Annotated in this window: 23 protein-coding genes; 10 read left to right on the top strand and 13 right to left on the bottom strand. The window is 62.0% G+C overall.

The annotated features are described in order from the left end of the window. Positions 1 to 2 precede the first annotated feature (2 nt). Genes OSW16_RS26545 through OSW16_RS26535 form a run of 3 tightly spaced genes read right to left on the bottom strand, consistent with a single transcriptional unit; the run spans position 3 to position 1,780 of the window. Complete coding sequence (locus tag OSW16_RS26545) at positions 3 to 677, bottom strand: GNAT family N-acetyltransferase (RefSeq protein ID WP_267819693.1); 675 nt, start codon at positions 675 to 677, stop codon at positions 3 to 5. 14 nt (positions 678 to 691) lie between these two features. Further along, positions 692 to 1,138 carry a GNAT family N-acetyltransferase gene (locus OSW16_RS26540; RefSeq protein WP_267819691.1) on the bottom strand — a complete coding sequence of 149 codons (447 nt, stop codon included), beginning with the start codon at positions 1,136 to 1,138 and terminating at the stop codon, positions 692 to 694. A gap of 12 nt (positions 1,139 to 1,150) precedes the next feature. Then, on the bottom strand, positions 1,151 to 1,780 hold the full coding sequence (locus OSW16_RS26535) for an FMN-binding negative transcriptional regulator (RefSeq protein ID WP_267819689.1): 630 nt from the start codon (positions 1,778 to 1,780) through the stop codon (positions 1,151 to 1,153). Between the two features lie 89 nt (positions 1,781 to 1,869). Here OSW16_RS26535 and OSW16_RS26530 point away from each other — a divergent pair, with 89 nt between their 5' ends. Further along, positions 1,870 to 3,396, top strand: a complete 1,527-nt coding sequence (locus OSW16_RS26530) for a PLP-dependent aminotransferase family protein (RefSeq protein WP_267819686.1) — start codon at positions 1,870 to 1,872, stop codon at positions 3,394 to 3,396. Positions 3,397 to 3,490: 94 nt separating this feature from the next. Here the strand turns inward: OSW16_RS26530 and OSW16_RS26525 are convergent, their stop codons facing one another. The 3 genes from OSW16_RS26525 to OSW16_RS26515 form a co-directional block, all read right to left on the bottom strand. Next, the gene (locus OSW16_RS26525) at positions 3,491 to 4,261 is read right to left on the bottom strand and encodes a MetQ/NlpA family ABC transporter substrate-binding protein (protein ID WP_241806817.1); all 771 of its coding nucleotides are present in this window, start codon (positions 4,259 to 4,261) and stop codon (positions 3,491 to 3,493) included. 64 nt (positions 4,262 to 4,325) lie between these two features. Then, complete coding sequence (locus tag OSW16_RS26520) at positions 4,326 to 4,997, bottom strand: methionine ABC transporter permease (RefSeq protein WP_039603885.1); 672 nt, start codon at positions 4,995 to 4,997, stop codon at positions 4,326 to 4,328. Then, entirely contained in the window at positions 4,997 to 6,004 is a 1,008-nt protein-coding gene (locus OSW16_RS26515; protein ID WP_241806815.1) for a methionine ABC transporter ATP-binding protein, read from the bottom strand. Before OSW16_RS26515 ends, OSW16_RS26520 begins: the two co-directional genes overlap by 1 nt. A 226-nt stretch (positions 6,005 to 6,230) precedes the next feature. Here OSW16_RS26515 and katE point away from each other — a divergent pair, with 226 nt between their 5' ends. Continuing rightward, positions 6,231 to 8,375, top strand: a complete 2,145-nt coding sequence (katE, locus tag OSW16_RS26510) for a catalase HPII (protein ID WP_267819682.1) — start codon at positions 6,231 to 6,233, stop codon at positions 8,373 to 8,375. 51 nt (positions 8,376 to 8,426) lie between these two features. On the opposite strand, the gene OSW16_RS26505 is transcribed toward katE, so the two are convergent. The 4 genes from OSW16_RS26505 to zur form a co-directional block, all read right to left on the bottom strand. Then, positions 8,427 to 9,134, bottom strand: a complete 708-nt coding sequence (locus OSW16_RS26505) for a PA5502 family lipoprotein (RefSeq protein ID WP_267819680.1) — start codon at positions 9,132 to 9,134, stop codon at positions 8,427 to 8,429. A 127-nt stretch (positions 9,135 to 9,261) separates the two neighbouring features. After that, complete coding sequence (gene znuB / locus OSW16_RS26500; RefSeq protein WP_241806811.1) at positions 9,262 to 10,044, bottom strand: zinc ABC transporter permease subunit ZnuB; 783 nt, start codon at positions 10,042 to 10,044, stop codon at positions 9,262 to 9,264. Next, positions 10,037 to 10,810: a zinc ABC transporter ATP-binding protein ZnuC gene (znuC, locus tag OSW16_RS26495; RefSeq protein WP_241806809.1), complete on the bottom strand. Its 774-nt coding sequence runs from the start codon at positions 10,808 to 10,810 to the stop codon at positions 10,037 to 10,039. The genes znuB and znuC overlap by 8 nt, the downstream gene beginning before the upstream one ends. Further along, positions 10,807 to 11,292, bottom strand: a complete 486-nt coding sequence (zur, locus tag OSW16_RS26490; RefSeq protein WP_267819678.1) for a zinc uptake transcriptional repressor Zur — start codon at positions 11,290 to 11,292, stop codon at positions 10,807 to 10,809. Before zur ends, znuC begins: the two co-directional genes overlap by 4 nt. Positions 11,293 to 11,358: 66 nt before the next feature. Here zur and OSW16_RS26485 point away from each other — a divergent pair, with 66 nt between their 5' ends. Beyond that, positions 11,359 to 12,267: a zinc ABC transporter substrate-binding protein gene (locus OSW16_RS26485; protein WP_241806807.1), complete on the top strand. Its 909-nt coding sequence runs from the start codon at positions 11,359 to 11,361 to the stop codon at positions 12,265 to 12,267. Between the two features lie 107 nt (positions 12,268 to 12,374). Here OSW16_RS26485 and OSW16_RS26480 read toward each other — a convergent pair whose 3' ends face one another. Both OSW16_RS26480 and OSW16_RS26475 read right to left on the bottom strand, forming a co-directional pair. Then, positions 12,375 to 13,325, bottom strand: coding sequence for a homoserine kinase (locus OSW16_RS26480; protein WP_241806803.1), 951 nt, complete (start codon positions 13,323 to 13,325; stop codon positions 12,375 to 12,377). A 69-nt stretch (positions 13,326 to 13,394) separates the two neighbouring features. Next, the gene (locus tag OSW16_RS26475) at positions 13,395 to 13,682 is read right to left on the bottom strand and encodes a DUF2782 domain-containing protein (RefSeq protein ID WP_013970316.1); all 288 of its coding nucleotides are present in this window, start codon (positions 13,680 to 13,682) and stop codon (positions 13,395 to 13,397) included. 74 nt (positions 13,683 to 13,756) lie between these two features. Between OSW16_RS26475 and polA the strand changes: the two genes are divergently transcribed. Continuing rightward, a complete protein-coding gene (gene polA / locus OSW16_RS26470; RefSeq protein WP_267819674.1) occupies positions 13,757 to 16,504 on the top strand; it encodes a DNA polymerase I in 2,748 nt (915 codons plus the stop codon). A gap of 368 nt (positions 16,505 to 16,872) precedes the next feature. On the opposite strand, the gene yihA is transcribed toward polA, so the two are convergent. Further along, entirely contained in the window at positions 16,873 to 17,505 is a 633-nt protein-coding gene (yihA, locus tag OSW16_RS26465; RefSeq protein WP_012316856.1) for a ribosome biogenesis GTP-binding protein YihA/YsxC, read from the bottom strand. A 193-nt stretch (positions 17,506 to 17,698) separates the two neighbouring features. On the opposite strand from yihA, the gene OSW16_RS26460 reads away from it, so the two are divergent. The 6 genes from OSW16_RS26460 to OSW16_RS26435 all read left to right on the top strand — a co-directional run bounded on the left by OSW16_RS26460 (position 17,699) and on the right by OSW16_RS26435 (position 23,224). Next, the gene (locus OSW16_RS26460; protein ID WP_241806799.1) at positions 17,699 to 18,001 is read left to right on the top strand and encodes a c-type cytochrome; all 303 of its coding nucleotides are present in this window, start codon (positions 17,699 to 17,701) and stop codon (positions 17,999 to 18,001) included. A gap of 31 nt (positions 18,002 to 18,032) precedes the next feature. Beyond that, on the top strand, positions 18,033 to 18,650 hold the full coding sequence (locus OSW16_RS26455; protein ID WP_267819669.1) for a c-type cytochrome: 618 nt from the start codon (positions 18,033 to 18,035) through the stop codon (positions 18,648 to 18,650). A 169-nt stretch (positions 18,651 to 18,819) separates the two neighbouring features. Then, on the top strand, positions 18,820 to 19,455 hold the full coding sequence (dsbA, locus tag OSW16_RS26450) for a thiol:disulfide interchange protein DsbA (RefSeq protein ID WP_267819666.1): 636 nt from the start codon (positions 18,820 to 18,822) through the stop codon (positions 19,453 to 19,455). 11 nt (positions 19,456 to 19,466) lie between these two features. Then, a complete protein-coding gene (locus OSW16_RS26445; protein WP_241806795.1) occupies positions 19,467 to 20,321 on the top strand; it encodes an endonuclease/exonuclease/phosphatase family protein in 855 nt (284 codons plus the stop codon). A gap of 96 nt (positions 20,322 to 20,417) precedes the next feature. After that, the gene (locus tag OSW16_RS26440) at positions 20,418 to 22,382 is read left to right on the top strand and encodes a GGDEF domain-containing protein (RefSeq protein WP_267819664.1); all 1,965 of its coding nucleotides are present in this window, start codon (positions 20,418 to 20,420) and stop codon (positions 22,380 to 22,382) included. Positions 22,383 to 22,447: 65 nt separating this feature from the next. Continuing rightward, positions 22,448 to 23,224: an N-acetylmuramoyl-L-alanine amidase gene (locus OSW16_RS26435; protein WP_267819662.1), complete on the top strand. Its 777-nt coding sequence runs from the start codon at positions 22,448 to 22,450 to the stop codon at positions 23,222 to 23,224. Positions 23,225 to 23,266 lie beyond the last annotated feature (42 nt).

The raw sequence follows: 23,266 nt of genomic DNA, 5'->3' as shown, positions 1-23,266 counted from the left end.
CTTCAGCCCTGCTCGCGACAGGCTTCCAGCGTTTTCGACTGACCTTCGGGGCGCTGGTTGTCGGCACTCAGCCAGCGCTCGAAAGCCGCCGCCACGGCTGGCCACTCCTCATCGATAATCGAGTACCAGGCCGTGTCGCGGTTCTGGCCCTTGATCACCATGTGATTGCGGAACACACCCTCGTAGGTGAAGCCAAAGCGCTCTGCTGCGCGCTTGGAGCGGGCATTGGCGTTGTTGCACTTCCATTCCAGCCGGCGATTACCCAGTTCAAACCCTAGCTTGCCCAGCAGGTATACCGCCTCGGTGCCTTTGGGGGAGCGCTGCATGGCTGCACCGAAGGCGATATGCCCGATCTCGATGCGGCCATGGGCAGGCACGATCGACATCAGGCTGAGCATGCCTTGTACCTGGCCGCTGCTGCGGTCGATGACGCTGTAAAAAAGCGGATCGCGGCTGGCAGCATTGTCTGCAAGCCATTGATCGAACGGACCACGCTCGGCAAACGGGCCATAGGGCAGGTAGTCCCACAGTGCGGGATCGCAGTGCGGACCTTGCAGCACCTCCCAGAGATCGTCGGCATGCCGCGCCGGGTCGAGCTTCTCCAGAAGGATGAAACGCCCTTCAAGCGGCTCGGCCTGGGGCAGGGCTGCAGGTTGCCAGTTACTTGGTTGACTCATGCGTTGCTCCCGTCTCACAGCGTTTGGCGAAATTGGATGAAGCCGGGTCGCTCTGCGACCTGCTCGTACAAGCCGATGGCGGTCGTGTTGGTTTCATGCGTCAGCCAGTGCACCTTGCAGCAGCCGGCCGCTTTGGCACTGGCGTTGACCCGTTCGATCAGTTGACGGCCAACGCCCAGGCCGCGCTGCTCGCTGTCAACGTACAGGTCCTGCAGGTAGCAGGCGTTACCAATGCTCCAGTTGGTTCGATGATAGATCCAGTTGACCATGCCTACCGCCTTGTCATCGAGCCAGGCCAGGGCCGAGTGAGTCGGCTCCTGTGGGTCGAGGATGCGTTGCCATGTCACGGCGCTGACTTCATCGGCCAGTTCGGTTTGATAAAAGCGCAGGTAGGCCTGCCACAGGTGCAGCCATGCAGCATGGTCGTTGGCGCTGACGGGGCGCAGGATGATGTTCGGCATGGGGATGTTCCTTCAGGGCGTGCGCATCTGCGCTGCCAGTTGATTGTTGAGCGGGTCGGTACTGCTGGCCAAGCCTTGGCGCACACCTTCCATGTCCGGCGCCGAGCGGTTCTGGCTGAGTTTGCGTGCCCCCTGCAGCCGCGCGATGGGCAGACGGAAGCCGACGATGGCGCGCAGCATGCCTTCGATGTAATCGCTGGGTGCATCGGTGACTTTCCATGGGGCGCTGCGCCCTTGTTCGTGCAGGTCGGTCAGGCGGCTGACGATATCCAACAGGTCGGGGCCGCCTTGCACCACCTCAGCGGCGCCGTAGGCATGCACCGCCAGGTAGTTCCAGGTGGGTACCACCTTGGGGTTGTCGAGCTTGCTCGGGTAGTAGCTGGGGCTGACATAAGCGTCTGGGCCGGTGAATACCAACAAGGCTTCTACACCTTGCTCCAAGGCCTGCCACTGAGGGTTGGCACGGGCCAGATGGCCGTAAACGGTGCCCAACTCACCTTCGCTGGCATCGATCAACACGGGTATGTGACTGGCCAGCAGGCCGTGTTCGCCGTGGGTGACGAGCAGGGCCAGGCGGGTTTCGCGCATCTGTTGATGCAGGCGCTCAAGGTTGTGTTCCTGATGCGGTTTGCTGTTGTACATGAGCCGATCCTTGTCGATTGGCTCCATCGTAGGCAGGCTATTGGTTCAGGTTAAGAGCCATTGACGATGATTTTGATAGGTCCAATGCGATGAGCGCGCACCCTTTGGTATTGCCATTCGACCCTGCCGGGATCGTCCTCGACCAGCGCCGAGGGTTGAGTCAGCAGCTGTATAAAGCGCTGCGTGCCCGCGTGCTGGATGGACGCTTGAGCAGCGGCACGCGCCTGCCGGCGACACGAGACCTGGCAGGCATGCTCTCGCTCTCGCGCAACAGCGTGGTGCGTGCCTATGACCAGCTTTACGCCGAGGGCTACATAGAAAGCCGGGTAGGAGACGGCACCTACGTTTGTCATCTGCCAAAACTATCCACACAACTGTCCACAGGGTTATCCCATGGCTTATCAACAGGTTTATCCACAAAATGCCCGGAAAGCACTGATGATTTATCCAGGTGTGAACGCTCCAGCGAGCGCCTGGAGCGTCTGAAAAATAACCATCTGCCATCCCCAAAAGCCGTCCCGCCACGGGCATTTCGAGTAGGTGTTCCAGCGTTCGACCTGTTCCCTTACAACGTCTGGGCCAAGCTGCAAGCGGGCTTCTGGCGAAACCCAGATCCAGCGCAGCTTGGTTATGGCGACCCGGCGGGCGAGCCATTGTTGCGTGAGTTGATCGCTGCGTATCTACGTCGGTCACGGGGCATGTCGTGCACGGCTGGACAAATTGTGATCACCAATGGTGCGCAGGAGGCCATAAGCCTTTGTGCACAGCTGTTGATGCAACCGGGGGATGAGGTGGCTGTGGAAAACCCCGGGTATCGTGCCGCCGGGCATGCCTTTGCCGTGGCGGGCGGGCGGGTGAGAGGCGTGCCGGTAGATGAAGAGGGCCTCGACTGCGCCAGGCTAGCCCACGCTGGCGACTGTCGCTTGGTTTACGTCACCCCGGCGCACCAGTATCCGACAGGGGTAACCATGAGCCTGGCCCGCCGCTTGGCTTTGCTGGCCTGGGCCGAGCGCCAGGATGGCTGGATCATCGAAGATGACTACGACGGTGAATACCGTTACAACGGAGCACCGCTGGCCCCGTTGGCGGCTTTGGACCGGCAAGGGCGAGTGCTGTATGTCGGTACCTTCGGCAAGATCGCTTTCCCAGCGCTGCGCCTTGGCTACTTGGTATTGCCGGATCGGTTGGTGCAGGCTTTCAGCCAGGGCAGGGCGCTGGCAGTGCGGCATTCCGAAGTGGGAACCCAGTGCGTGATGGCTGAGTTCATGGCTCAGGGGCATTTTCAGCGGCACGTACGCCGCATGCGCCGTGCGGCGCTGAGCCGGCGCAACGTGCTGAAGGCCGGGTGGCCTGGTGATGTGTCGGGGCTGGCGGCGATGCCGGACGTTGCAGCGGGGCTGCATGTGAAGGTTGATGTGGATAACTTTGCGCGCGAGCAAGAGTTGGTGGCCAAGGCCGAGGCGGTGGGTGTGGAGGTGAATCCACTTAGCAGTTACTGGCTTGAGGACAGTGAGGTGCCTGTGGATAAACGTGCGGGGCTGGTGCTTGGGTTTGCGGCAGTACCAGAAGGGGAGATTGCCGAGGCGTTGATGCGCTTGCGCAAGGCTTGGAGATAAACCCCGCCTGGAATCGCGAACGGCCCGCAAAGCGGGCCTCGCAGTGTTGCATCCTGCTCACGCCCTCGGGCCGCAAAGCGGCCCGAGGGGCTGATCAGAACGCCGGAACCACAGCGCCTTTGTATTTCTCGGTGATGAACTGCTTCACCTCAGGCGAGTGCAGTGCAGCCGCCAGTTTCTTCATGTCTTGCGAATCCTTGTTGTCCGGGCGGGCAACGAGGATGTTCACGTACGGTGAGTCGCTGCCTTCGATGGCCAGAGCGTCTTTTTCCGGGTTCAGTTTGGCTTCCAGCGCGTAGTTGGTATTGATCAGGGCAGCATCGACCTGGGTCAGTACACGCGGGATGGTGGCCGCTTCGAGCTCACGGAACTTCACGTTCTTCGGGTTACCGACAACGTCCTTCACGGTCGACAGGATATTGCTGTTGTCCTTGAGCTTGATGACCCCGGCCTTGTCCAGCAGCAGCAAGGCACGGCCGCCATTGGTGGCGTCGTTGGGGATGACCACGGTGGCGCCGGTAGGCAGTTCGTCGAGCTTCTTGATCTTGGTCGAGTAGACGCCCAGCGGCTCGATGTGCACGCCGGCAACGCTGACCAGGTCGGTACCCTTGGCCTTGTTGAACTCATCCAGGTACGGCTGGTGCTGGAAGAAGTTGGCATCCAGGCGCTTTTCGGCGACTTGTACGTTTGGCTGGATGTAGTCGGTGAATTCTTTCACCTTCAGGTTTACACCCTCTTTCTCCAGCTGCGGTTTGACGAAGTTGAGAATTTCGGCGTGCGGCACCGGGGTAGCGGCGACCGTCAGGTCACCGGCGTGGGCCGAAAACGCCGCGACAGCGGCAGCGACAGCAAGCAGCTTCTTCATGAATCACTCCTTGTGAGGGCCGCGACGGCCCCCGAACGGGTCGGCCAGGCCGACCCCATTGGGGTTACTTACGGGAAAAATGCACGACCAGTTTGTCGCCCACGCTCTGCAGGACTTGAACCAGAACCAGCAGCAGTACCACGGTGACTACCATTACATCGGTCTGGAAACGCTGGTAACCGAAGCGGATGGCCAGGTCGCCAAGGCCGCCAGCGCCGACCACGCCGGCCATGGCGGTGTACGACACCAAGGTGATGGCAGTGACGGTAATGGCCGCGAAGATGCCCGGGCGGGCCTCTGGCAACAACGCACTGGTGATGATCTGGCGGGTGGTGGCGCCCATCGACTGGGTGGCCTCGATGATGCCGCGGTCCACTTCACGCAGGGCGGTTTCCACCAGGCGGGCGAAGAACGGCGTGGCACCCACCACCAGCGGGGGAATGGCGCCGGCAACGCCCAGCGAGGTGCCGGTGATCAGCACGGTGATCGGGATCATCACGATCAGCAGGATGATGAACGGCAGCGAGCGCAGAATGTTGACCACCAGCGACAGCAGCGCATACACACCCCGCTGTTCGAACATCTGCTTCGGCCCGCAGAGGAACAGCAGCACGCCCAGTGGCAGGCCCAGCAGCACGGTGAAGAACAGCGAACCGAACAGCATGATCATGGTGTCGATGGTGGCCAGCCAGATTTCGGCCCAGTCGACGTTGGCGAAGAAATTCAGGGCGTCCATCAACGCAGTACCTCCATATGTACGTCAGCTGCCGAGAAGCGGTCGAACGCGGCTTGCATGTCGCCGCCGGTGACGGCCAGGGTCAGCTGCCCATAGGGCACATCCTTGATGCGGTCGATACGCCCGGCGAGGATGCTGTAGTCCACGCCGGTTTCGCGGGCCACGGTACCCAGCAGCGGCGCGTAGGTGGCGTCGCCCTGGAAGGTCAGGCGCACGATGCGGCCCGGGACGTGGGCAAAATCGTCACGCTGTTCACCTTCATCGACCTGCTCGTCTTCCTGGACAAAGCGTTTGGTGGTGGGGTGCTGCGGGTGCAGGAACACGTCGGCCACCGAGCCTTGCTCGACTATGTGGCCGGCATCCATCACCGCGACGCGGTCGCAGACCCGGCGGATCACGTCCATCTCGTGGGTGATCAGCACGATGGTCAGCTTCAGCTCACGGTTGATTTCGGCCAGCAACTGCAGCACCGATGCGGTGGTCTGCGGGTCGAGGGCGCTGGTGGCTTCGTCGCACAGCAGAATCTTCGGGTTGGTCGACAGGGCGCGGGCGATGCCGACGCGCTGCTTCTGCCCGCCGGAGAGCTGTGCCGGGTACTTTTTGGCGTGATCCGACAGGCCCACCCGGGCCAGCAGCTGCGTGACGCGCTTGTCGATTTCGGCCCGCGACAGCTCGCCCGCCAGCGTCAGCGGCAGGGCGACATTGTCGGCGACGGTCTTGGAGGCCAGCAGGTTGAAGTGCTGGAAGATCATCCCGACCTGCTGGCGGAAGCCGCGCAGCTGGGTGGCGTTGAAGGCGGTGACGTCTTCACCGTCGACGATGATCTTCCCGCCCGAGGGCTCTTCCAGCCGGTTGATCAGGCGCAGCATGGTGCTTTTGCCTGCCCCGGAGTGGCCGATCAGGCCGAACACCTGGCCGTCTTCGATGGTCAGGGTGGTTGGGTTCAGAGCGGGGATTTCCCTACCGGCGACGCGGTAGGTCTTGTGTACATGTTGGAACTCGATCACGTAGCGAACCTTGTGGGGCGCATGGAATTTGGGTCAGCGGTTGGCTGGGGTGGCGCATTTTAGCCTTTTCCAATAGGTGTTCTTAGCATTTATTTCGTAATGGACCAATCCATCAGGCATAACGCGACAACTGGTAATCCCGATTGAACGCTCGCCAAAGCCCTCTAGTCACTACTTGAACGAGCCCGAACAGGGCAAGCCTGAAGACTGATGAGGAAAGCCGACCATGACCAGCAAGAAAACGGACGCGCCCAAGCACAGTGAGGCCGCCGGCACGCAGACCCCCGACCGCGCCAATACCAACGCCAAGCTGCAGAGCCTGGAGGCGTTTCGCAGCGATGCCACTGGCCAGGCCTTGCGTACCAACCAGGGTGTGAAGGTAGCCGACAACCAGAACAGCCTCAAAGCTGGTGCTCGCGGGCCCTCGCTGCTCGAAGACTTCATCATGCGCGAGAAGATCACCCACTTCGACCACGAGCGCATTCCCGAGCGTATCGTCCACGCCCGGGGTACCGGTGCCCACGGTTACTTCCAGAGCTACGGCAACCATAGCGAACTGACCAAGGCCGGTTTCCTCCAGGACCCGGAAAAGATCACCCCGGTCTTCGTGCGGTTCTCTACCGTGCAGGGGCCGCGTGGCTCGGGTGACACCGTACGCGACGTGCGTGGTTTCGCCGTCAAGTTTTACACCGATGAGGGCAATTTCGACCTCGTTGGCAACAACATGCCGGTATTTTTCATTCAGGATGCCATCAAGTTTCCCGACTTCGTACACGCGGTCAAACCTGAACCGCACAACGAAATTCCCACTGGCGGCTCGGCCCACGACACGTTCTGGGATTTTGTCTCGCTGGTACCAGAGTCGGCGCACATGGTCATCTGGGCCATGTCCGACCGCGCCATCCCGCGCAGCCTGCGGATGATGGAGGGCTTTGGCGTGCATACCTTCCGTCTGATCAATGCCCAAGGCGTGGCCAGCTTCGTCAAGTTCCACTGGAAGCCACGCCAGGGCGTGCATTCGGTACTGTGGGACGAAGCCCAGAAGCTGGCAGGCAAGGACACTGACTACCATCGCCGTGACCTGTGGGAAGCGATCGAGACGGGCGATTACCCCGAGTGGGAACTGGGTGTGCAGATCGTTCCGGAAGCTGATGAGCACACGTTCGATTTCGACCTGCTGGATCCGACCAAGCTGATCCCCGAGGAGCTTGTGCCGGTGACGCCGCTTGGCAAGATGGTGCTCAACCGCAACCCGGACAACTTCTTCGCCGAGACCGAGCAGGTGGCGTTCTGCCCTGGCCATATCGTGCCAGGCATCGACTTCAGCAACGACCCGCTGCTGCAGGGCCGCCTGTTCTCCTATACCGACACCCAGATCAGCCGCCTTGGCGGGCCTAACTTCCACGAGATCCCGATCAACCGGCCGGTAGCGCCGAACCACAGTGGCCAGCGTGACGCCATGCACCGCATGACCATCGACAAGGGCCGTGCTTCCTACGAGCCCAACTCGATCGATGGCGGCTGGCCGCGGGAAACGCCGCCGGCGGCGCAAGATGGTGGCTTCGAGAGTTATCAAGAGCGCATCGAGGCACACAAGATCCGCCAGCGCAGCGAGTCGTTCGGCGATCACTTTTCGCAGGCGCGGCTGTTCTTCCAGAGCATGAGCCCGACCGAGCAGCAGCACATCATCAAGGCCTACAGCTTCGAATTGGGCAAGGTAGAGCGCGAAGCAATCCGCGCGCGTGAGGTCAATGAGATTCTGGCCAATATCGACCTGAAGCTGGCAGCGGCAGTGGCGGCCAACCTCGGTTTGCCGGCGCCCAAGCAGGGTACGGTTCAGGTCAAAGCAAGCAAGCTTGCGCAGTCCAAGGCCTTGAGCCAGATGAACCACCCTGGTGATGTGGGCATCAAGGGACGCAAGATTGCCCTTGTGGTCGCTGATGGCGTGGACTCCGCGAGCGTGGACAAACTGGTCAAAGCGCTCGAAGCACAAAGCGCGCGGCCCATGCTCCTGGGGCCATCTTCTGCCCCGGTGAAGAGCGCCGATGGCAAGCCACTGCCGGTGGACGCTTCGATCGAGGGTATGCCGTCGGTCATGTTCGACGCGATAGTGGTACCGGGAGGTAAGGCTTCAATCGATGCCTTGAGCGGCAGTGGCGTCGCCAAGCACTTCCTGCTCGAGGGTTACAAGCATTTGAAGGCGATGGTGTTGGCCAAAGAGGCCAAAGCGTTGGTCGGCAGCTTGGGCCTGAAAGAGGACAAGGGCCTGCTGCTAGGGGATGATCAGAAGACAATGGATGCCTTCGTCAAAGCCGTGGAAGGGCATCGGGTCTGGGAGCGGGAGGCTGCTGCAGAAGCGATTCCTGCGTAGGGCGCCGCATCGATACCCATCGCCGGTTGCCGGCGATGGGGCCCTGAAGTATCAACGCTGATGGGGTACCAACACCACCTGAGCGGGCAACGTGCGCTGAATCTCGTGTTTTTGCTGGAGTTCGAACCCGCTGTCGATCTTGCGAACCCGCTTTTCCAGCAAGGTCTTCAACCAAGGTGCATCTTCGGTGCGAGGTACCTGGAACACCACTTCGCACTGATAATTCACCACATCAGTGGCAATCTCATCGAGCTGTCGGCGCATGGCACGGATGTCCGTGGTATTCAGCGCAATGACCGTGCTGGGCGCAGCCGGGTCAATCACCCGTGCCTTGGGCTTGGCCTCGGCAGCTTTCAAGGCAGCCTCGGCTTTTTCCAGCTCAGCCTTGCGTGCCTGCGAGACCGCGTCACCGCCAGTCACGGCAGGGGCCTGTGGCATCAGGGCGCGGGCACGTGCCAGAGCGGTTGCGGCAGCGTTTACGTCGCCCTTCTGAAGGACGATCTGGCTGCGTTTGAGGTAAGCCTCAGCCAGTTGCCGCTGGTAGTGTTCCAGGCGGCCATCGTCTGGCGATTGAGCCTGCAGCGAGGCCAGCTGATCTTCGGCTGTGGCCAATTCATTGCTGTTGATGCTTTGCTGCAGCTGCTGCCAGGCATCGGCTTGGGCAGGTGCACCTGTCTGCTCGACCGGCGCGCTCGAACAAGCGGCCAGGAACAGGGAAAACGCGGCAACAAGCAGATAACGGGATGCGAACGGCTTCATTCCTGCGACTCTCTATTTGCGCAAAAAGCGAGCAAGTCTACACCCAGGTGCGCACGCTCGAAAACAAGTCTTACAGACCCTTTACCCGCGAAAAGGTTGCAGGGTGTGCCATGGCGCACCCTGGAGTTCAACGTTTGGGCAGGGCCAGGCTCAGCAAGAATAGCACTGCCGCGCAGACCACGATCGACGGGCCGGCCGGGGTGTCCTTGAACCAGGACATGGCCAGGCCACCGCAGACGGCCGTGACGCCCAGCAGGCTGGCCCCCAATGCCATCTGCTCTGGCGAGCGCGCATGGCGCTGCGCCGCAGCGGCAGGGATGATCAGCAAAGAGGTGATCAACAGCACGCCGACGATCTTCATGGCGACGGCGATGACGACGGCAATCAGCAGCATCAGCGCCAGGCGCAGGCCTGCGACTGGCAGGCCTTCGACCATGGCCAGCTCTTCGTGAACGGTCACCGCCAGCAACGGTCGCCAAAGGACTGCCAGCAGCACCAGCACCAGCGCGCTGCCGGCCAGGATCCAGGCCAGGTCAGTGGTACTGATGGCCAGCAGGTCGCCGAACAGGTAGGCCATCAGGTCGATGCGTACATCGTGCATGAAGCTCAGCACCACCAGGCCCAGCGACAACGTACTGGGGGCGAGAATGCCGAGCAGCGTGTCAGAGGCCAATGGTTGGCGTTGCTGCAGGGTCACCAGAAGGATCGCCAGCAACAGGCACCCCACGGTTACCGCCAGCGCCGGGCTGACGTCCAGCACGAAGCCCATGGCCACGCCCAGCAGCGCTGCGTGGGACAAGGTATCGCCGAAGTAGGCCATGCGCCGCCACACCACGAAAGAGCCCAGCGGGCCCGCCACCAGCGCCAGGGAAAGACCCGCGAGCAGGGCGTAAAGAAGAAAATCAGCCATGCTTGCAGTGGTCTCCGTGTACATGTGGGCCAGGGGCGACCACCGAGCCATGCAGGTCGTGGCTGTGATCATGGTGGTGGTGATAGACGGCCAGGCTCGGTGCGTTCTGGCCGAACAGTTCGACGAAGGCTGGGTCGTTGCTGACCTGCTCTGGGTGGCCGGAGCAGCAGACATGGCGGTTGAGGCAGACCACCTGGTCGGTGGCGCTCATGACCAGGTGCAAGTCGTGCGAGACCATCAATACGCCGCAACCATGGCGGTCGCGCAGGCGGGTGATGAGGTTGTACAACTCGGTCTGGCCGACCACGTCCACGCCTTGTACCGGCTCATCCAGTACCAGCAGCTGGGGCTCGCGCAACAGCGCCCTGGCCAGCAGCACACGCTGCATCTCGCCGCCGGAGATGGTCTGGATCGGGCTGTCGATGACCTGTTCGGCGCCCACTTCCTGCAGTGCCGACAACGCGGCCTGCCGGCCAACACCGGGTACCAGGCGCAGAAAGCGCAGCACTGACAACGGCAGGGTCGCGTCCACCTGGATTTTTTGCGGCATGTAGCCGATACGCAGCTTCGGCTTGCGCCAGACGGTGCCGCGATGCGGCTTGAGCAGCCCGAGCACAGCGCGTACCAGGGTGGTCTTGCCTGCGCCGTTGGGCCCGATCAGCGTAACGATCTGGCCGGGCGCCACCGACAGGTCGATGCTGTCGAGCACGGCCTCGCCGCCAAACGTTACGCCAACCTGCTCCAGGCGGATCAGTGCGTCACTCATGCCGTGCCCCGGCAATTGCCGCACAGGCCGACAATTTCTACCGTCTGCGTTTCTACGCTGAAACCCACGCCCTTGGCGCTGGCGAGGATCGCATCGCTGATGCTGTCCTGCTCCAGTTCGATGGCGATGTGGCATTCGCGGCAGATCAGGAACTGGCCTTGGTGCACGTGCTCTGGGTGGCTGCAACCGATGAAGGCATTGAGTGAGGCGATGCGGTGTACCAGGCCGTTTTCCAGCAGGAAATCCAGCGCCCGATAAACGGTAGGTGGCGCAGCACGACGGCCATCCTGTTCGCTGAGCACGGCGAGGATGTCGTAGGCGCCCAGCGGCTTGTGGCTCTGCCACACCAGCTCCAGCACACGCCGGCGCAGGGCGGTCAGGCGCAGGCCCTGGCGCGTGCACAGCACCTCAGCCTCGGTCAGGGCGCTGTGCACGCAGTGAGAGTGATCGTGGGGGCGGTGGGCCAGCGGCGTGATGGACATGGGCAGCGACGGTTCTGGACAGAGACGTTATTATGTTACCCGTTTCTATCGAGTCGAGTATTCACCGTGTCCCGATTGCTTGTGCTTTTTGTCGCTTTTATCGCCTGCTCGGCGCAAGCCGACGTCCGTGTGCTGACCAGTATCAAACCGTTGCAGCAGATTGCCGCGGCTGTGCAGGACGGGGTAGGCACCCCCGAAGTGCTGCTGCCCCCGGGTGCTTCGCCACACCACTACGCCCTGCGCCCATCCGACGTGCGCCGCGTCGGCGATGCCGATCTGCTGTACTGGATCGGCCCCGACATGGAAGGCTTCCTGCCGCGGGTGCTGGGCAGCCGCAGCAAGCCTGTCGTGGCTGTGCAGTCGTTACCGGGTATGCACCTGCGTCACTTTGGCGAGGACAGCCATTCACACGATGAAGCAGCGCATGACGATCATGACCATGATCATCGTCCGGGCAGCCTGGACGCGCATCTGTGGTTGTCGTCAGTCAACGCCAGGGTGATTGCGGCGAAGATGGCAGCGGACCTGGCGTCTGCGGACCCTGCCAACGCTGCGCGCTACCAGAGCAACCTGAAAGCCTTCACCGGGCGCCTCGATAGCCTGGATGCACGCATCAAGGCGCGGGTGGCGGGTGTTGCCGACAAGCCTTACTTCGTGTTCCACGAAGCCTTTGACTACTTCGAGTCTGCTTATGGGCTCAAGCACACGGGTGTGTTCAGTGTGGCCGCCGAGGTGCAGCCTGGCGCGCAGCATGTCGCGGCCATGCGCAAGCGCCTGCAGGAAGTGGGCAAAACCTGCGTGTTCAGTGAGCCGCCGCTGCGGCCGCGCTTGGCTGAAACGCTGACGGCCGGGCTGCCGGTGCGCTTGGCGGAACTGGATGCATTGGGCGGGAATGACCCAGTGGATGCCCAGGGCTACGAGCGTTTGCTGGAAAAGCTGGGCGGTGACCTGGCAGGGTGCCTGGAGCAGCTCTAGCGCCTGTACTGGCCTGTCGTCGGCAAGCCAGCCCCACTTCGACCGCATGGCATTCAAGCGCTGTGCGGCACCTGTGGGGCTGGCTTGCCAGCGTCAGGGCACTGAGATCAGAGTGCGAACGGCAGGTGCAGGGCCACTTGCTGGCGCTGCGCCAGACGCACTTCGAACTCGGCAGGGTCATGGATCATCACATCCATCCCGGCAAACGACTCGGCCGCGATCAAACGCGACAGCCAGAAACGCACGCACCCTACCCGTAACATCTGCGGCCAGAGCTCGGCCTCGGCTGCCGTGAACGGCCGTAGCGCGGCATAGGCCGCCAGCAGGGCCTGGGCACGCGGCATATCGATCGCACCGGTTTCATCCAGGCACCAGTCATTCACGGTGATGGCGATGTCGTACAGCATCGGCCCTGAGCAGGCATTGTAGAAGTCGATGACGCCGGTCAGGTGGGTGCCTTCGAACATCACGTTGTCGCGGAACAGGTCGGCATGCAGGTTGGCCCGGGGCAATGCCAGGATCTGCGCTTTGTGCGCGATGATTTCGTCCAGCGCTGGCTGCAGCAAGGCAACCTGGTCTGCCGAGAGCCGTGGCATCAGCTCGGCACCGTTGGCGAGCATCCAGTCCAGGCCGCGATCGGTCTTGCGCTCGATGACGTGCTCGCGGGTGGCCAGGTGGATGTGCGCCAGCAGCTCACCTACCTGGGCGCAGTGCTGGTTGTTCGGCGCCTTGATGTGCTTGCCCGACAGCCTCGGCTGCAGCAGTGCCGGCTTGCCGCACAGCTCGCGCAGGCCATTGCCGTCACGGTCACGTAGGGCGTAAGGCACCGGCATATCGGCGGCGTGCAGCGTGTCGAGCAGCTCGATGAAGAACGGCATGTCCTCGCTGGGGCCGCGCTCGATCAGCGTCAGGACGAACTCCCCCTGTTCGAGACTGACGAAGAAATTGCTGTTTTCGGTGCCGGCGGCAATGCCCTGGAAGTCGAGCAGACGGCCCAGCTGATACGGCGCCAGAAAGGTTTCCAGCTCAGGCCGGGTCACGGGGGTGAAGACTGACATGATGAAAGAATGCCCATACGGGCACTTCCGCCGGGAAGTGCCAGGTTGATGTGAACGATACGCGTCAGATTACCACTCGAAGATCTTCCAGGACGGGATCAGCATGTCCGGTTGGTCGGAACGAATGAAATTGCCATCAGAGCCATCGGCGCGTACCAGAAAATAAGGCTTGCCGTTTTTCGGCGTGATCTTGATCGCATACAGGAAGCCGTTTTGCCGGTATTCCTGGATGGTTTTATCGCCTTCGGTGCGAATGGTTACCTCGGGATCTGCCGAGGGAGCGTCATCCGCTGCCAGGGTGACGACAGGCATGGTTGCCAACAGGCCGAGCAGTAACAGGCGATTGAGTGTACGCATGATAACCTTGTCCCTTTGTCGTCATTGATCCGGCTATTCTAGCTCCGGACCCGCCGAAAAGGTTGATTCTGCTCATGAGCCAAGCGCCCCTCGTCCTGGTGGACGGTTCCTCCTACCTTTACCGCGCCTTCCACGCGCTGCCGCCGTTGACCACTTCCAAGGGCATGCCCACCGGCGCGGTCAAGGGTGTGCTGAACATGCTCAAGAGCCTGCGCAAGCAATACCCCGACAGCCTGTTCGCCGTGGTGTTCGATGCCAAGGGCGGTACCTTCCGCGATGCCATGTTCGCCGAGTACAAGGCCAACCGCCCCAGCATGCCAGACGACCTGCGGGTACAGGTGGAGCCGCTGCATGCCAGCGTCAAGGCTTTGGGTTACCCGCTGCTGTGCGTCGAGGGGGTCGAGGCCGACGACGTGATCGGCACGCTGGCGCGCAGCAGTGCGGCAAAGGGGCGCCCAGTGATCATCTCGACCGGTGACAAGGACATGGCGCAGCTGGTAGACGGCCACGTTACCCTGGTCAACACCATGACCGGCAGTGTGCTGGATGTAGCTGGCGTGCATGAGAAGTTTGGCGTCGGCCCGGAGCACATCATCGACTTCCTCGCCCTGATGGGCGATAAGGTCGACAACATCCCGGGCGTACCTGGGGTCGGTGAAAAAACCGCCGTTGGGCTGCTGACCGGCATCGGTGGCGGCCTCAGCGACCTGTACGCCAACCTGGACAAGGTGCCGGCGCTGGCGATCCGTGGCGCCAAGACCCTGCCGGCCAAGCTCGAAGAGCACCGTGATGCGGCGTTCCTGTCCTACGAACTGGCGACCATCAAAGTCGACGTGCCGCTGGATATCGAGGTAGATGCGCTAGTGTGCGGCGAGCCGGACCGTGAAGCACTGCTGGCGCTTTATACCGAGATGGAATTCAAGAGCTGGATCGCCGACGTGCAGCGGGACGCGGCCAGGGCCGGCGATGAAGTTGCACCCGTGCAGGCGCCTGCGGCCAAGGTCGAGCCCAACTACGAAACCATCCTCGATCAGGCTCGCTTCGACGCCTGGCTGGAGAAGCTGCGTCAGGCACCGCTGTTCGCCTTCGACACCGAGACCACCGGCCTCGATGCGCAAAAGGCGCAGCTGGTCGGCCTGTCCTTCGCTGTCGAACCCCATGAAGCGGCTTACGTACCGTTGGCTCACGACTACGAAGGCGCGCCGCTGCAGCTGGATCGCGAAGCCGTGTTGCTGGCGTTGCAGCCGCTTCTGCAAGACCCGGCCAAGGCAAAGGTAGGGCAGAACGCCAAGTACGATATCAACATCCTTGCCAATGGCTCGCCGGCGATCCACATCCAGGGCGTGGCCTATGACACCATGCTTGAATCGTATGTGCTCAACTCCACTGCGACCCGTCATGATATGGACAGCCTGGCGCAGAAGTACCTCGACCACGCCACCATCGCTTTCGAAGACATCGCCGGCAAAGGCGCCAAACAGCTGACCTTCAACCAGATCCACCTGGACAAGGCCGGCCCTTACGCTGCCGAAGACGCCGACATTACCCTGCGCTTGCATCAGGCGCTGCAGGCCCGCCTTGCGCAGACCCCGAGCGTGCAGCCGGTGCTGATGGATATCGAGATGCCGCTTGTGCCGGTGCTGGCCAAGATCGAGCGCCAGGGCGCGCTGGTTGATGCTGCCTTGTTACAGATTCAGAGCGGGGAGTTGGGCGTCAAAATGGCCGACCTCGAGCGTCGGGCCTATGAGTTGGCGGGTGAGGCATTCAACCTCGGTTCGCCCAAACAGCTCGGCTCTATTCTCTATGACAAGCTCGGCATGCCGGTGCTGAGCAAGACCGCCAAGGGCCAGCCATCCACGGCCGAAGCGGTACTGGACGAGTTGGCCGAGCAAGGCTACCCGTTGCCGGAGGTACTGATGCAGTACCGCAGCCTGAGCAAGCTCAAGAGCACTTACACCGACAAGTTGCCGGGCCAGATCAACCCGCGAACCGGGCGTATCCATACGTCCTACCAGCAGGCCGTGGCCGCCACCGGGCGCCTGTCGTCCAGCGACCCTAACCTGCAGAATATCCCTATCCGTACCGCCGAAGGCCGGCGTATCCGCCAGGCGTTCATCGCCAGCCCGGGCTACAAGTTGCTGGCGGCGGATTATTCGCAGATCGAACTGCGCATCATGGCCCATCTGGCCAAGGACGAAGGCCTGCTGCATGCCTTCCGCAACAATCTGGATGTGCACCGTGCCACGGCGGCGGAAGTGTTTGGCGTGGCCCTGGAAGCGGTCACCACCGATCAGCGTCGTAGTGCGAAAGCCATCAACTTTGGCCTGATCTACGGTATGAGCGCCTTCGGCCTGGCCAAGCAGATCGGCGTAGACCGCAAGCAGTCGCAGGATTACATCGACCGCTATTTTGCCCGCTACCCGGGCGTCCTGGCCTACATGGAACGCACCCGGGCCCAGGCTGCCGAGCAAGGCTTCGTCGAGACCTTGTTCGGCCGCAGGCTTTACCTGCCGGACATCAACGCCAAGAACCCGGCCCTGCGCAAGGGCGCCGAGCGCACGGCGATCAACGCCCCGATGCAGGGTACCGCCGCCGACATCATCAAACGGGCAATGGTCAACGTGGACAACTGGCTCAGCGAAAGCGGCCTCGATGCGCGGGTGATCCTGCAGGTCCACGACGAACTGGTGCTTGAAGTGCGCGAGGACCTGGTCGAGCAGGTGAAAGATGAAATTCGCGGGCACATGAGTAAGGCCGCGCAACTGGATGTACCGCTGCTGGTCGAGGTTGGCGTTGGTTCGAATTGGGACGAAGCTCACTGATTGAGCAGAGAAACCTGTGTAGGATCCGGGTTGCAGTGACGCGGATCCTGGCATGGCTCGATGCCACTAGTACCACGGTTTCATGAAACTATCGCAAATAGTTTTGAGGGCTCTGGAACTAAACCGGTGAAGCGGGACTCAGAGTAACTGAATGGCTGGTGAAGCCCTTCGATGCTCCTATGTTGTGTTAAGTGTTGGCAGATACCTGGACCCCGCCCTAGCGGTCCAGACTTGAACCCCGAACTTCCCCCTCCCCATACGAAGTCCGGGGTTTTTTTTGCCCGGAATTTGCCCTGGCGATGCCGGCCTTCGCCAGGAAGCCGGCGCCCACAGGGTGAGCAACCCGGCCTGCCGGCGATGAAGTCGCCTCAGGCTACCGGCTTGTCTTCCAGCTCCATCCAGCCCGCCAGCACTTTGTAGGCCTCTTCCAGCCCCAGGCGCTTGGGTGCCGAGAACAGTTGGATGGTCACGCCATCCCCCCAACCTTTGCGGATCTCCGACTGCACCTTGAGCAGTGTGTTCTTGCCTGCGCCGTGGGTCAGCTTGTCGGCCTTGGTCAGCAGGATGTGCATCGGCATGCCGCTTGCCCGGGCCCAGTCGAGCATCATCTTGTCGAAGTCGGTCATCGGGTGGCGCACATCCATCATCAGGATGACGCCGCGCAGGCATTCGCGGCTGCCCAGGTAGGCCTCCAGGTGACGCTGCCAGTGCTGCTTGAGCGGGATCGGGACTTTTGCATATCCGTAACCGGGCAGGTCGACCAAACGCCGTTCATCGTCCAGACTGAAGAAATTCAACAGCTGGGTGCGCCCTGGGGTTTTCGAGGTTCGCGCCAGGCTGGCATGAGTCAGGGTATTCAGGGCGCTGGATTTGCCGGCGTTGGAGCGGCCGGCGAAAGCCACCTCGTAACCCTGGTCGTCCGGGCATTGTTCGACCTTGGCAGCGCTGAGGGCGAAGGTGGCTTTCTGGCAGAGGCCGAGGATGGGGTTCTTGACTTGCATGGGATATCCGATGTGGGTGTTGCCAAAGCCTAGGCCGGCAAGCGGTGTCGTTTCCGTTTGGATGGCGGAAGTATATAATGCCCCAGTATTTGTGTGCTCATTCTCCCAGCGAAGGAGAACGGGCATGGGGTGTCGAACAATAGCTCGCGCATCAGAACGCAGCGCGTCCCCCAACCCTGTCAGGTCGTTTCGCATGGCGAAATGGCTGCTAGCTGTCGGTATGTTCCTGCCGTTTTTCAGCGCACAGGCTACACAGGATCCCGAGGCGTTGTACAACCGCACGTGTGCGGCCTGTCACGCCGGACAGTTGCCACAGGCGCCCAGGAAGGGTGACCGGGCAGCTTGGGAGCCAAGGCTGGCGCAAGGCATGGAGGTGCTCACGGCTCATGTGACTCAGGGTTTCAAGGCTATGCCGCCGCGTGGATTGTGCATGGACTGCAGTGCCGAGGACTACCGTTTGGTCATCCTTTGGATGAGCGGCAGTCCCGATACATAACATTTCACCCTTAGCCGTGTTGGATTAGCTGATGAACAAACTAGTCGTGAGTCTGCTGTTGACCATGGGCGTCGCAGGTGCGGCCACTGCTGCAGAAACTATCAAAGGCGATGCCGCCGCCGGCCAGGCCAAAACCGCCATCTGTGGTGCCTGCCACAACCCCGACGGCAATAGCCTGGCGCCCAACTTCCCCAAACTGGCCGGCCAGGGCCAGCGCTATCTCGAAAAACAGTTGCATGACATAAAGTCCGGCAAGCGTACCGTGCTGGAGATGACCGGCATGCTGGCCAACTTCAACGATCAGGACCTGGCCGACATCGCCGCGTACTTCGCCAGCCAGAAAGGCAGCGTCGGCGCCGCCGACCCCAAGTTGGTCGAGCGTGGCCGGGCGCTGTTCAATGGTGGCGATCTGGAAAAAGGCATGCCTGCCTGCACCGGTTGCCACTCCCCCAATGGCGCAGGCATCGCGCTGGCCGGCTTCCCGCACCTGAGTGGCCAGCATTCGCAATACGTGACCAAGCAGCTCACCGACTTCCGCGAGGGCAACCGCACCAATGATGGTGATGCCATGACCATGCGGACCATAGCCGGCAAGCTGAGCAACCATGATATCGAAGCGTTGGCCAGTTATATCCAGGGCCTTCACTGAGATAGCTGCGCATTAACATTCGGTTAATGCTGCAACGCTAAAGATGAAAGGGCGGCGCGGACCGCCCTTTTTTCGGTCCGCAGCCGGTACACTACAGAACTCGGGCCCGTCCCGACCTGTCTCAATACAGGTCGTGTAGAGGCGACCAAAGACTGCTCAGGAGTAAAGCATGCGTAAACTGATTCTCAGCGCTGCGCTGGTCGCCGCCAGCGTATTCGGTATGTCCGCCGTTCAGGCTGCGGAGCCTGCCACAGCCGGCAAGGAATACCTCGAGCTGAGCAACCCTGTTCCGGTGTCCGTTCCCGGCAAGATCGAAGTGGTCGAGCTGTTCTGGTACGGCTGCCCTCATTGCTACCACTTCGAACCGGTGATCAACCCTTGGGTTGAAAAACTGCCGAAGGACGTTAACTTCAAACGCGTGCCGGCGATGTTCGGCGGGCCATGGGATGCCCACGGCCAGATGTTCCTGACCCTCGAAGCCATGGGCGTGGAGCACAAGGTTCACGCTGCGGTGTTCGATGCCATCCAGAACCAGCACAAGCGCCTGACCGATCCCGACGACATGGCTGACTTCCTCGCCACCCAAGGCGTCGACAAGGATAAATTCCTCGCCACCTTCAACTCGTTCGCCATCAAGGGCCAGGTCAATCAGGCCAAGGAGCTGGCGAAAAAGTACGAAATCACTGGCGTACCTAGCATGGTGGTGAACGGCAAGTACCGTTTTGACCTCGGCACCGCTAAAGGCCCGGAAGGCGTGCTGAATGTCGCCGACCAGCTGATCGACAAGGAGCGCGCCGCTAAGTAAGCGGCGAACCCATGCCCCGGTTCAGAACCGCGCGTGGTGTTGGCCTGCACCAGCCGCAGGTCAACGAGCATCATCTGCAGGCCAATGGCCTGCCGGAAGATGGTCGCCTGCGGCTGCTCAGCTTCAATATCCAGGTCGGCATCAGTACCGAACGCTATCGGCATTACCTGACCCGCAGCTGGCAGCACCTGCTGCCGCACACCGGGCGCGCCGGCAATCTGCAGAAAATCGGCGACCTGCTCAACGATTTCGACCTGGTGGCTTTGCAGGAGGTCGATGGCGGCAGCCTTCGTTCCGGTTACGTCAACCAGGTGGAGCACCTGGCCCAGTTGGGGGGCTTCCCTTACTGGTACCAGCAGCTCAACCGTAACCTTGGGCATTTCGCCCAGCACAGCAACGGCGTACTCAGCCGCCTCAAGCCGCACCTGTTGGAAGATCATCCTCTGCCCGGCCCCTCCGGTCGCGGTGCGATCCTGGTGCGCTTCGGTGAAGGCGAGGACGCCCTGATCGTGGTCATGATGCATCTTGCGCTGGGTGCCAAGACCCGTGCTCGCCAGCTCGCCTACATCCGTGAACTGATCGGTGGATACCGCCACCAGGTTCTGATGGGCGACATGAATACCCATGCCAATGACTTGCTCGACCATTCCCCCCTGCGTGATCTGGGCCTGATCGCCCCGCAGGTCGAAGCGACCTTTCCCAGCTGGCGCCCGCAGCGTTGCCTGGACCACATCCTGCTCAGCCCGAGCCTGACCCTGGAGCGGGTCGAGGTACTGGCCCAGCCTATTTCCGACCATCTCCCGGTCGCCGTAGAGATCCGATTGCCTGATGCATTGACTGTGGATACGCTTCCGGTCCTGAGCTAGATCAGCAAAAGGCCATGGAGCATTCAAGAGTTCCCGCCGTGCGCCGACAGCGTGTAACCACAGCCCACCGATGCATCACCCGTTGCGGATCCAGGCATGACCGAAGAAGCCGAGCGCTGGAAAGAAAAATACCTTAAAAGCATCGAACAGCAGGAGAAGCTGGAGCGGCGATGGGCCGCGCGGCTTGACCTGCTGCGTCGAGGCCTGGTGCGCAGTACCTTGGCCGCTGAAGGCAGCGACAAGGCAGTGGACCAGTGCATGAAGGAAATGCGTGAGGTCATTCGCCGCGACGACATGGATGCTGGCCTTGCCGGGTTGATCCCGCGTCTTGAAAAGGCCGTGCTCGACTCCGAGCAGCGCCGCGAAACCCGCATGAACCAGGTCAGCGATGCCCTGACTGCGCTCGTGACGCAGCTGCAAGGCCTGCCGTTGTCCGGTGACGTGACGCGGTCGCTCAAGAAACTGGCGAAGAAACTCGACGGCGGCGTCAGCCAGTCGCGCGAGCTGCCGCCGCTGCTCGCAGAGCTGAGCGGTTTGCAGGGGAGGGCGCTGTCCTCTTTGGACAGGCCGGATGAGGAGGCCAGGCCGGGCTTTTTGCAACGTTTGTTCGGCAACCGCGATAGCGAACCAGGTGGGAGCGCTGTGGAGCCATCGGCCCCTTCTGCGATCGCTGAGCCTGAACTGCAGCCATTGCCGGACGGGCCGGTCCTGGTTGATCTGCCACCCCGGGATATCGACGAGCTCCAGCCGCTGGCAGCGCCTGAGGTTGATCACCCCGAACCTGTGGTGCCTGCAACGCCTGTTGCCGCACCGCCCGCCCCAAGCGAACCTGAGCCGCCGGCATCGGCCCCAGCAATGGACGATGTCGCACCCGACTGCGCTGAGGAGCCGCAGCGCCCCGAAGGCGTTCGGGCCGAGCTGCCACTGCAGGCCGATGAGCCACAAGCGCTGAAACCCCTGGAAGAAACCTTCGGCGAAGACGGGCCCTATTCGCTCCCTGACGCAGTCGAGCCGCCCTACAGCCAGGTTGCCGCGCATATCGAGCAAACCCTGATCGGCCTGCTCGATGACCTCAGCCTGCCGGAACGCCACAAAGCCCAGGCACTGCAGATGCGCGAGCGCGTGGCGCGGGGGCTGAACTGGTACGAGCTGATCCCGGTGCTCGATGACCTGGCCGTGCTCATGCTGGCGATCACCGACAGCGGGCAGCACGAATTCGAGACTTACCTGCAGCAGCTCAATGAGCGCCTGGAAAGCTTCCAGAGCCACCTTCATGAAGCCAGTGCCGGTCATGCCGACAACAGTTCTGCTGCTCGCGAACTGGACAGCCAGCTGCGTGAGCAGGTCGATGGCCTGCAAAGCAGCGTGCAAGGGGCAGTCGATGTGGACAGCCTCAAGCACATTCTCGAGAACCGCCTGGAAGGGCTGCTGGGCACGATGGATGAGCATCAGCATGAGCGTGACCGTCGCGAACAGGAGCTCGCCGGGCGACTACAGGGCTTGGCCGAGCGCGTCGCCAACATGGAGCAAGAGGCCCTCGGCTACCGCGAACACCTTGAGGAACAGCGGCAGAAGGCATTGATCGACCCGCTGACCGGGCTGCCCAATCGTGCGGCCTGGAGCGAGCAGGTAGAGCGCGAAATGCAGGCCTGGCAGGAGAACGGCGGCCATTTGGCGATGGCGATCCTGGACTTGGACCACTTCAAGCGCATCAATGACAGCTATGGCCATCTGGCGGGTGACAAGGTGCTGAAGATCGTCGCTGACCAGTTGCGCAAGCGCCTGCGTCCGCGCGATTTCATCGCCCGGTTCGGCGGCGAGGAGTTCGTACTGTTACTGGCGCAGACCTCACCCACCGTCGCTGCCCAAGTGGCCGAGGTGCTGCGTGCCGCGATCGAAGCGTGTCCGTTCCATTTCAAGGGCGAACGGGTGGTGATCACTGCCTCCATCGGTTTGAGCGCATTCCGCTCGGGTGAGCGCGGTGATCAGGTGCTCAAGCGTGCGGATGCGGCGCTGTACCGGGCCAAGGACCTGGGCCGTAATCGGGTGGAACAAAGCTGAGCGGGTGAGCCGGGGGCGCATACGTTATGCTAGAGCGTCACTGGCTAACCACCCTGGCTTCTTCCATGAAAGCGTTGTTCACTGCATTTTTGCTAATCGTTCTGGCCGGTTGTTCGACCGGCCTGCGTATCGACCGCAGCCACCCCTCGGCCAACCAGGACAACCGCATCCAGTTCGTCGTGCTGCATTACACCAATGCCTCGCTGGAGCGCTCGCTGGCGCTGCTGACCCACGGCGAGGTCAGCAGCCACTACCTGATCGGAGATGGCCCGGCCACGGTGTATCAACTGGTCGATGAAAGCCGCCGTGCCTGGCATGCCGGGGACAGCCAATGGCAGGGGCGAACCTGGCTGAATTCGAGCTCGATCGGTATCGAGATCGTCAACCCAGGCTTCGACACCACGCCCAACGGGCGAGTCTGGTACCCCTACAGCGAAGCGCAAATTCAGTCTCTGATCGCGCTGCTCAAGGACATCGTCAAACGTAACAACATCGACCCTAGCCATATCGTTGGCCACAGTGATATCGCACCCTTGCGCAAACTGGACCCGGGGCCGCTGTTCCCTTGGAAGCGTCTGGCCGATGCGGGGCTTGGGGTATGGCCAGAGCCCGACGCCGTGGCGCGCCAGCAGGCGTATTTCAACGTCAACCCGCCGAGCATAGGCTGGTACCAGCAAGAACTGGCACGCTTCGGCTACGCCATCGAACAGACCGGGCAGCTCGATGTCGCTACCCGCCATGTCATTGCGGCGTTCCAGATGCGTTTCCGGCCACAGCACTTCGACGGGCTGCCCGATGCGCAGACAGCCGCCATGCTGCAAGTGCTCAACCGCAAGCGCTGAACCTTCGCGCCCTGGGCTCCGCCAAACGGCCAAGCCAATACG

Origin of the sequence: Pseudomonas putida, from assembly GCF_026625125.1 — a bacterium.
GTDB lineage: Bacteria > Pseudomonadota > Gammaproteobacteria > Pseudomonadales > Pseudomonadaceae > Aquipseudomonas > Aquipseudomonas putida_X.
Note: the sequence above shows the minus strand (reverse complement) of the source record. Positions and strands in the feature narration are given on the sequence as shown.

Coding starts and splice junctions, on each gene's coding strand:
- yihA (WP_012316856.1), bottom strand. CDS start 17,505: ATGCAAGTCAAGAACCCCATCCTCGGCCTCTGCCAGAAAGCCACCTTC.
- OSW16_RS26455 (WP_267819669.1), top strand. CDS start 18,033: ATGAACAAACTAGTCGTGAGTCTGCTGTTGACCATGGGCGTCGCAGGT.
- OSW16_RS26440 (WP_267819664.1), top strand. CDS start 20,418: ATGACCGAAGAAGCCGAGCGCTGGAAAGAAAAATACCTTAAAAGCATC.
- OSW16_RS26480 (WP_241806803.1), bottom strand. CDS start 13,325: ATGTCAGTCTTCACCCCCGTGACCCGGCCTGAGCTGGAAACCTTTCTG.
- OSW16_RS26445 (WP_241806795.1), top strand. CDS start 19,467: ATGCCCCGGTTCAGAACCGCGCGTGGTGTTGGCCTGCACCAGCCGCAG.
- zur (WP_267819678.1), bottom strand. CDS start 11,292: ATGTCCATCACGCCGCTGGCCCACCGCCCCCACGATCACTCTCACTGC.
- OSW16_RS26435 (WP_267819662.1), top strand. CDS start 22,448: ATGAAAGCGTTGTTCACTGCATTTTTGCTAATCGTTCTGGCCGGTTGT.
- OSW16_RS26540 (WP_267819691.1), bottom strand. CDS start 1,138: ATGCCGAACATCATCCTGCGCCCCGTCAGCGCCAACGACCATGCTGCA.
- znuC (WP_241806809.1), bottom strand. CDS start 10,810: ATGAGTGACGCACTGATCCGCCTGGAGCAGGTTGGCGTAACGTTTGGC.
- OSW16_RS26520 (WP_039603885.1), bottom strand. CDS start 4,997: ATGGACGCCCTGAATTTCTTCGCCAACGTCGACTGGGCCGAAATCTGG.
- OSW16_RS26535 (WP_267819689.1), bottom strand. CDS start 1,780: ATGTACAACAGCAAACCGCATCAGGAACACAACCTTGAGCGCCTGCAT.
- OSW16_RS26545 (WP_267819693.1), bottom strand. CDS start 677: ATGAGTCAACCAAGTAACTGGCAACCTGCAGCCCTGCCCCAGGCCGAG.
- OSW16_RS26525 (WP_241806817.1), bottom strand. CDS start 4,261: ATGAAGAAGCTGCTTGCTGTCGCTGCCGCTGTCGCGGCGTTTTCGGCC.
- dsbA (WP_267819666.1), top strand. CDS start 18,820: ATGCGTAAACTGATTCTCAGCGCTGCGCTGGTCGCCGCCAGCGTATTC.
- katE (WP_267819682.1), top strand. CDS start 6,231: ATGACCAGCAAGAAAACGGACGCGCCCAAGCACAGTGAGGCCGCCGGC.
- OSW16_RS26505 (WP_267819680.1), bottom strand. CDS start 9,134: ATGAAGCCGTTCGCATCCCGTTATCTGCTTGTTGCCGCGTTTTCCCTG.
- OSW16_RS26475 (WP_013970316.1), bottom strand. CDS start 13,682: ATGCGTACACTCAATCGCCTGTTACTGCTCGGCCTGTTGGCAACCATG.
- polA (WP_267819674.1), top strand. CDS start 13,757: ATGAGCCAAGCGCCCCTCGTCCTGGTGGACGGTTCCTCCTACCTTTAC.
- OSW16_RS26460 (WP_241806799.1), top strand. CDS start 17,699: ATGGCGAAATGGCTGCTAGCTGTCGGTATGTTCCTGCCGTTTTTCAGC.
- OSW16_RS26530 (WP_267819686.1), top strand. CDS start 1,870: ATGAGCGCGCACCCTTTGGTATTGCCATTCGACCCTGCCGGGATCGTC.
- znuB (WP_241806811.1), bottom strand. CDS start 10,044: ATGGCTGATTTTCTTCTTTACGCCCTGCTCGCGGGTCTTTCCCTGGCG.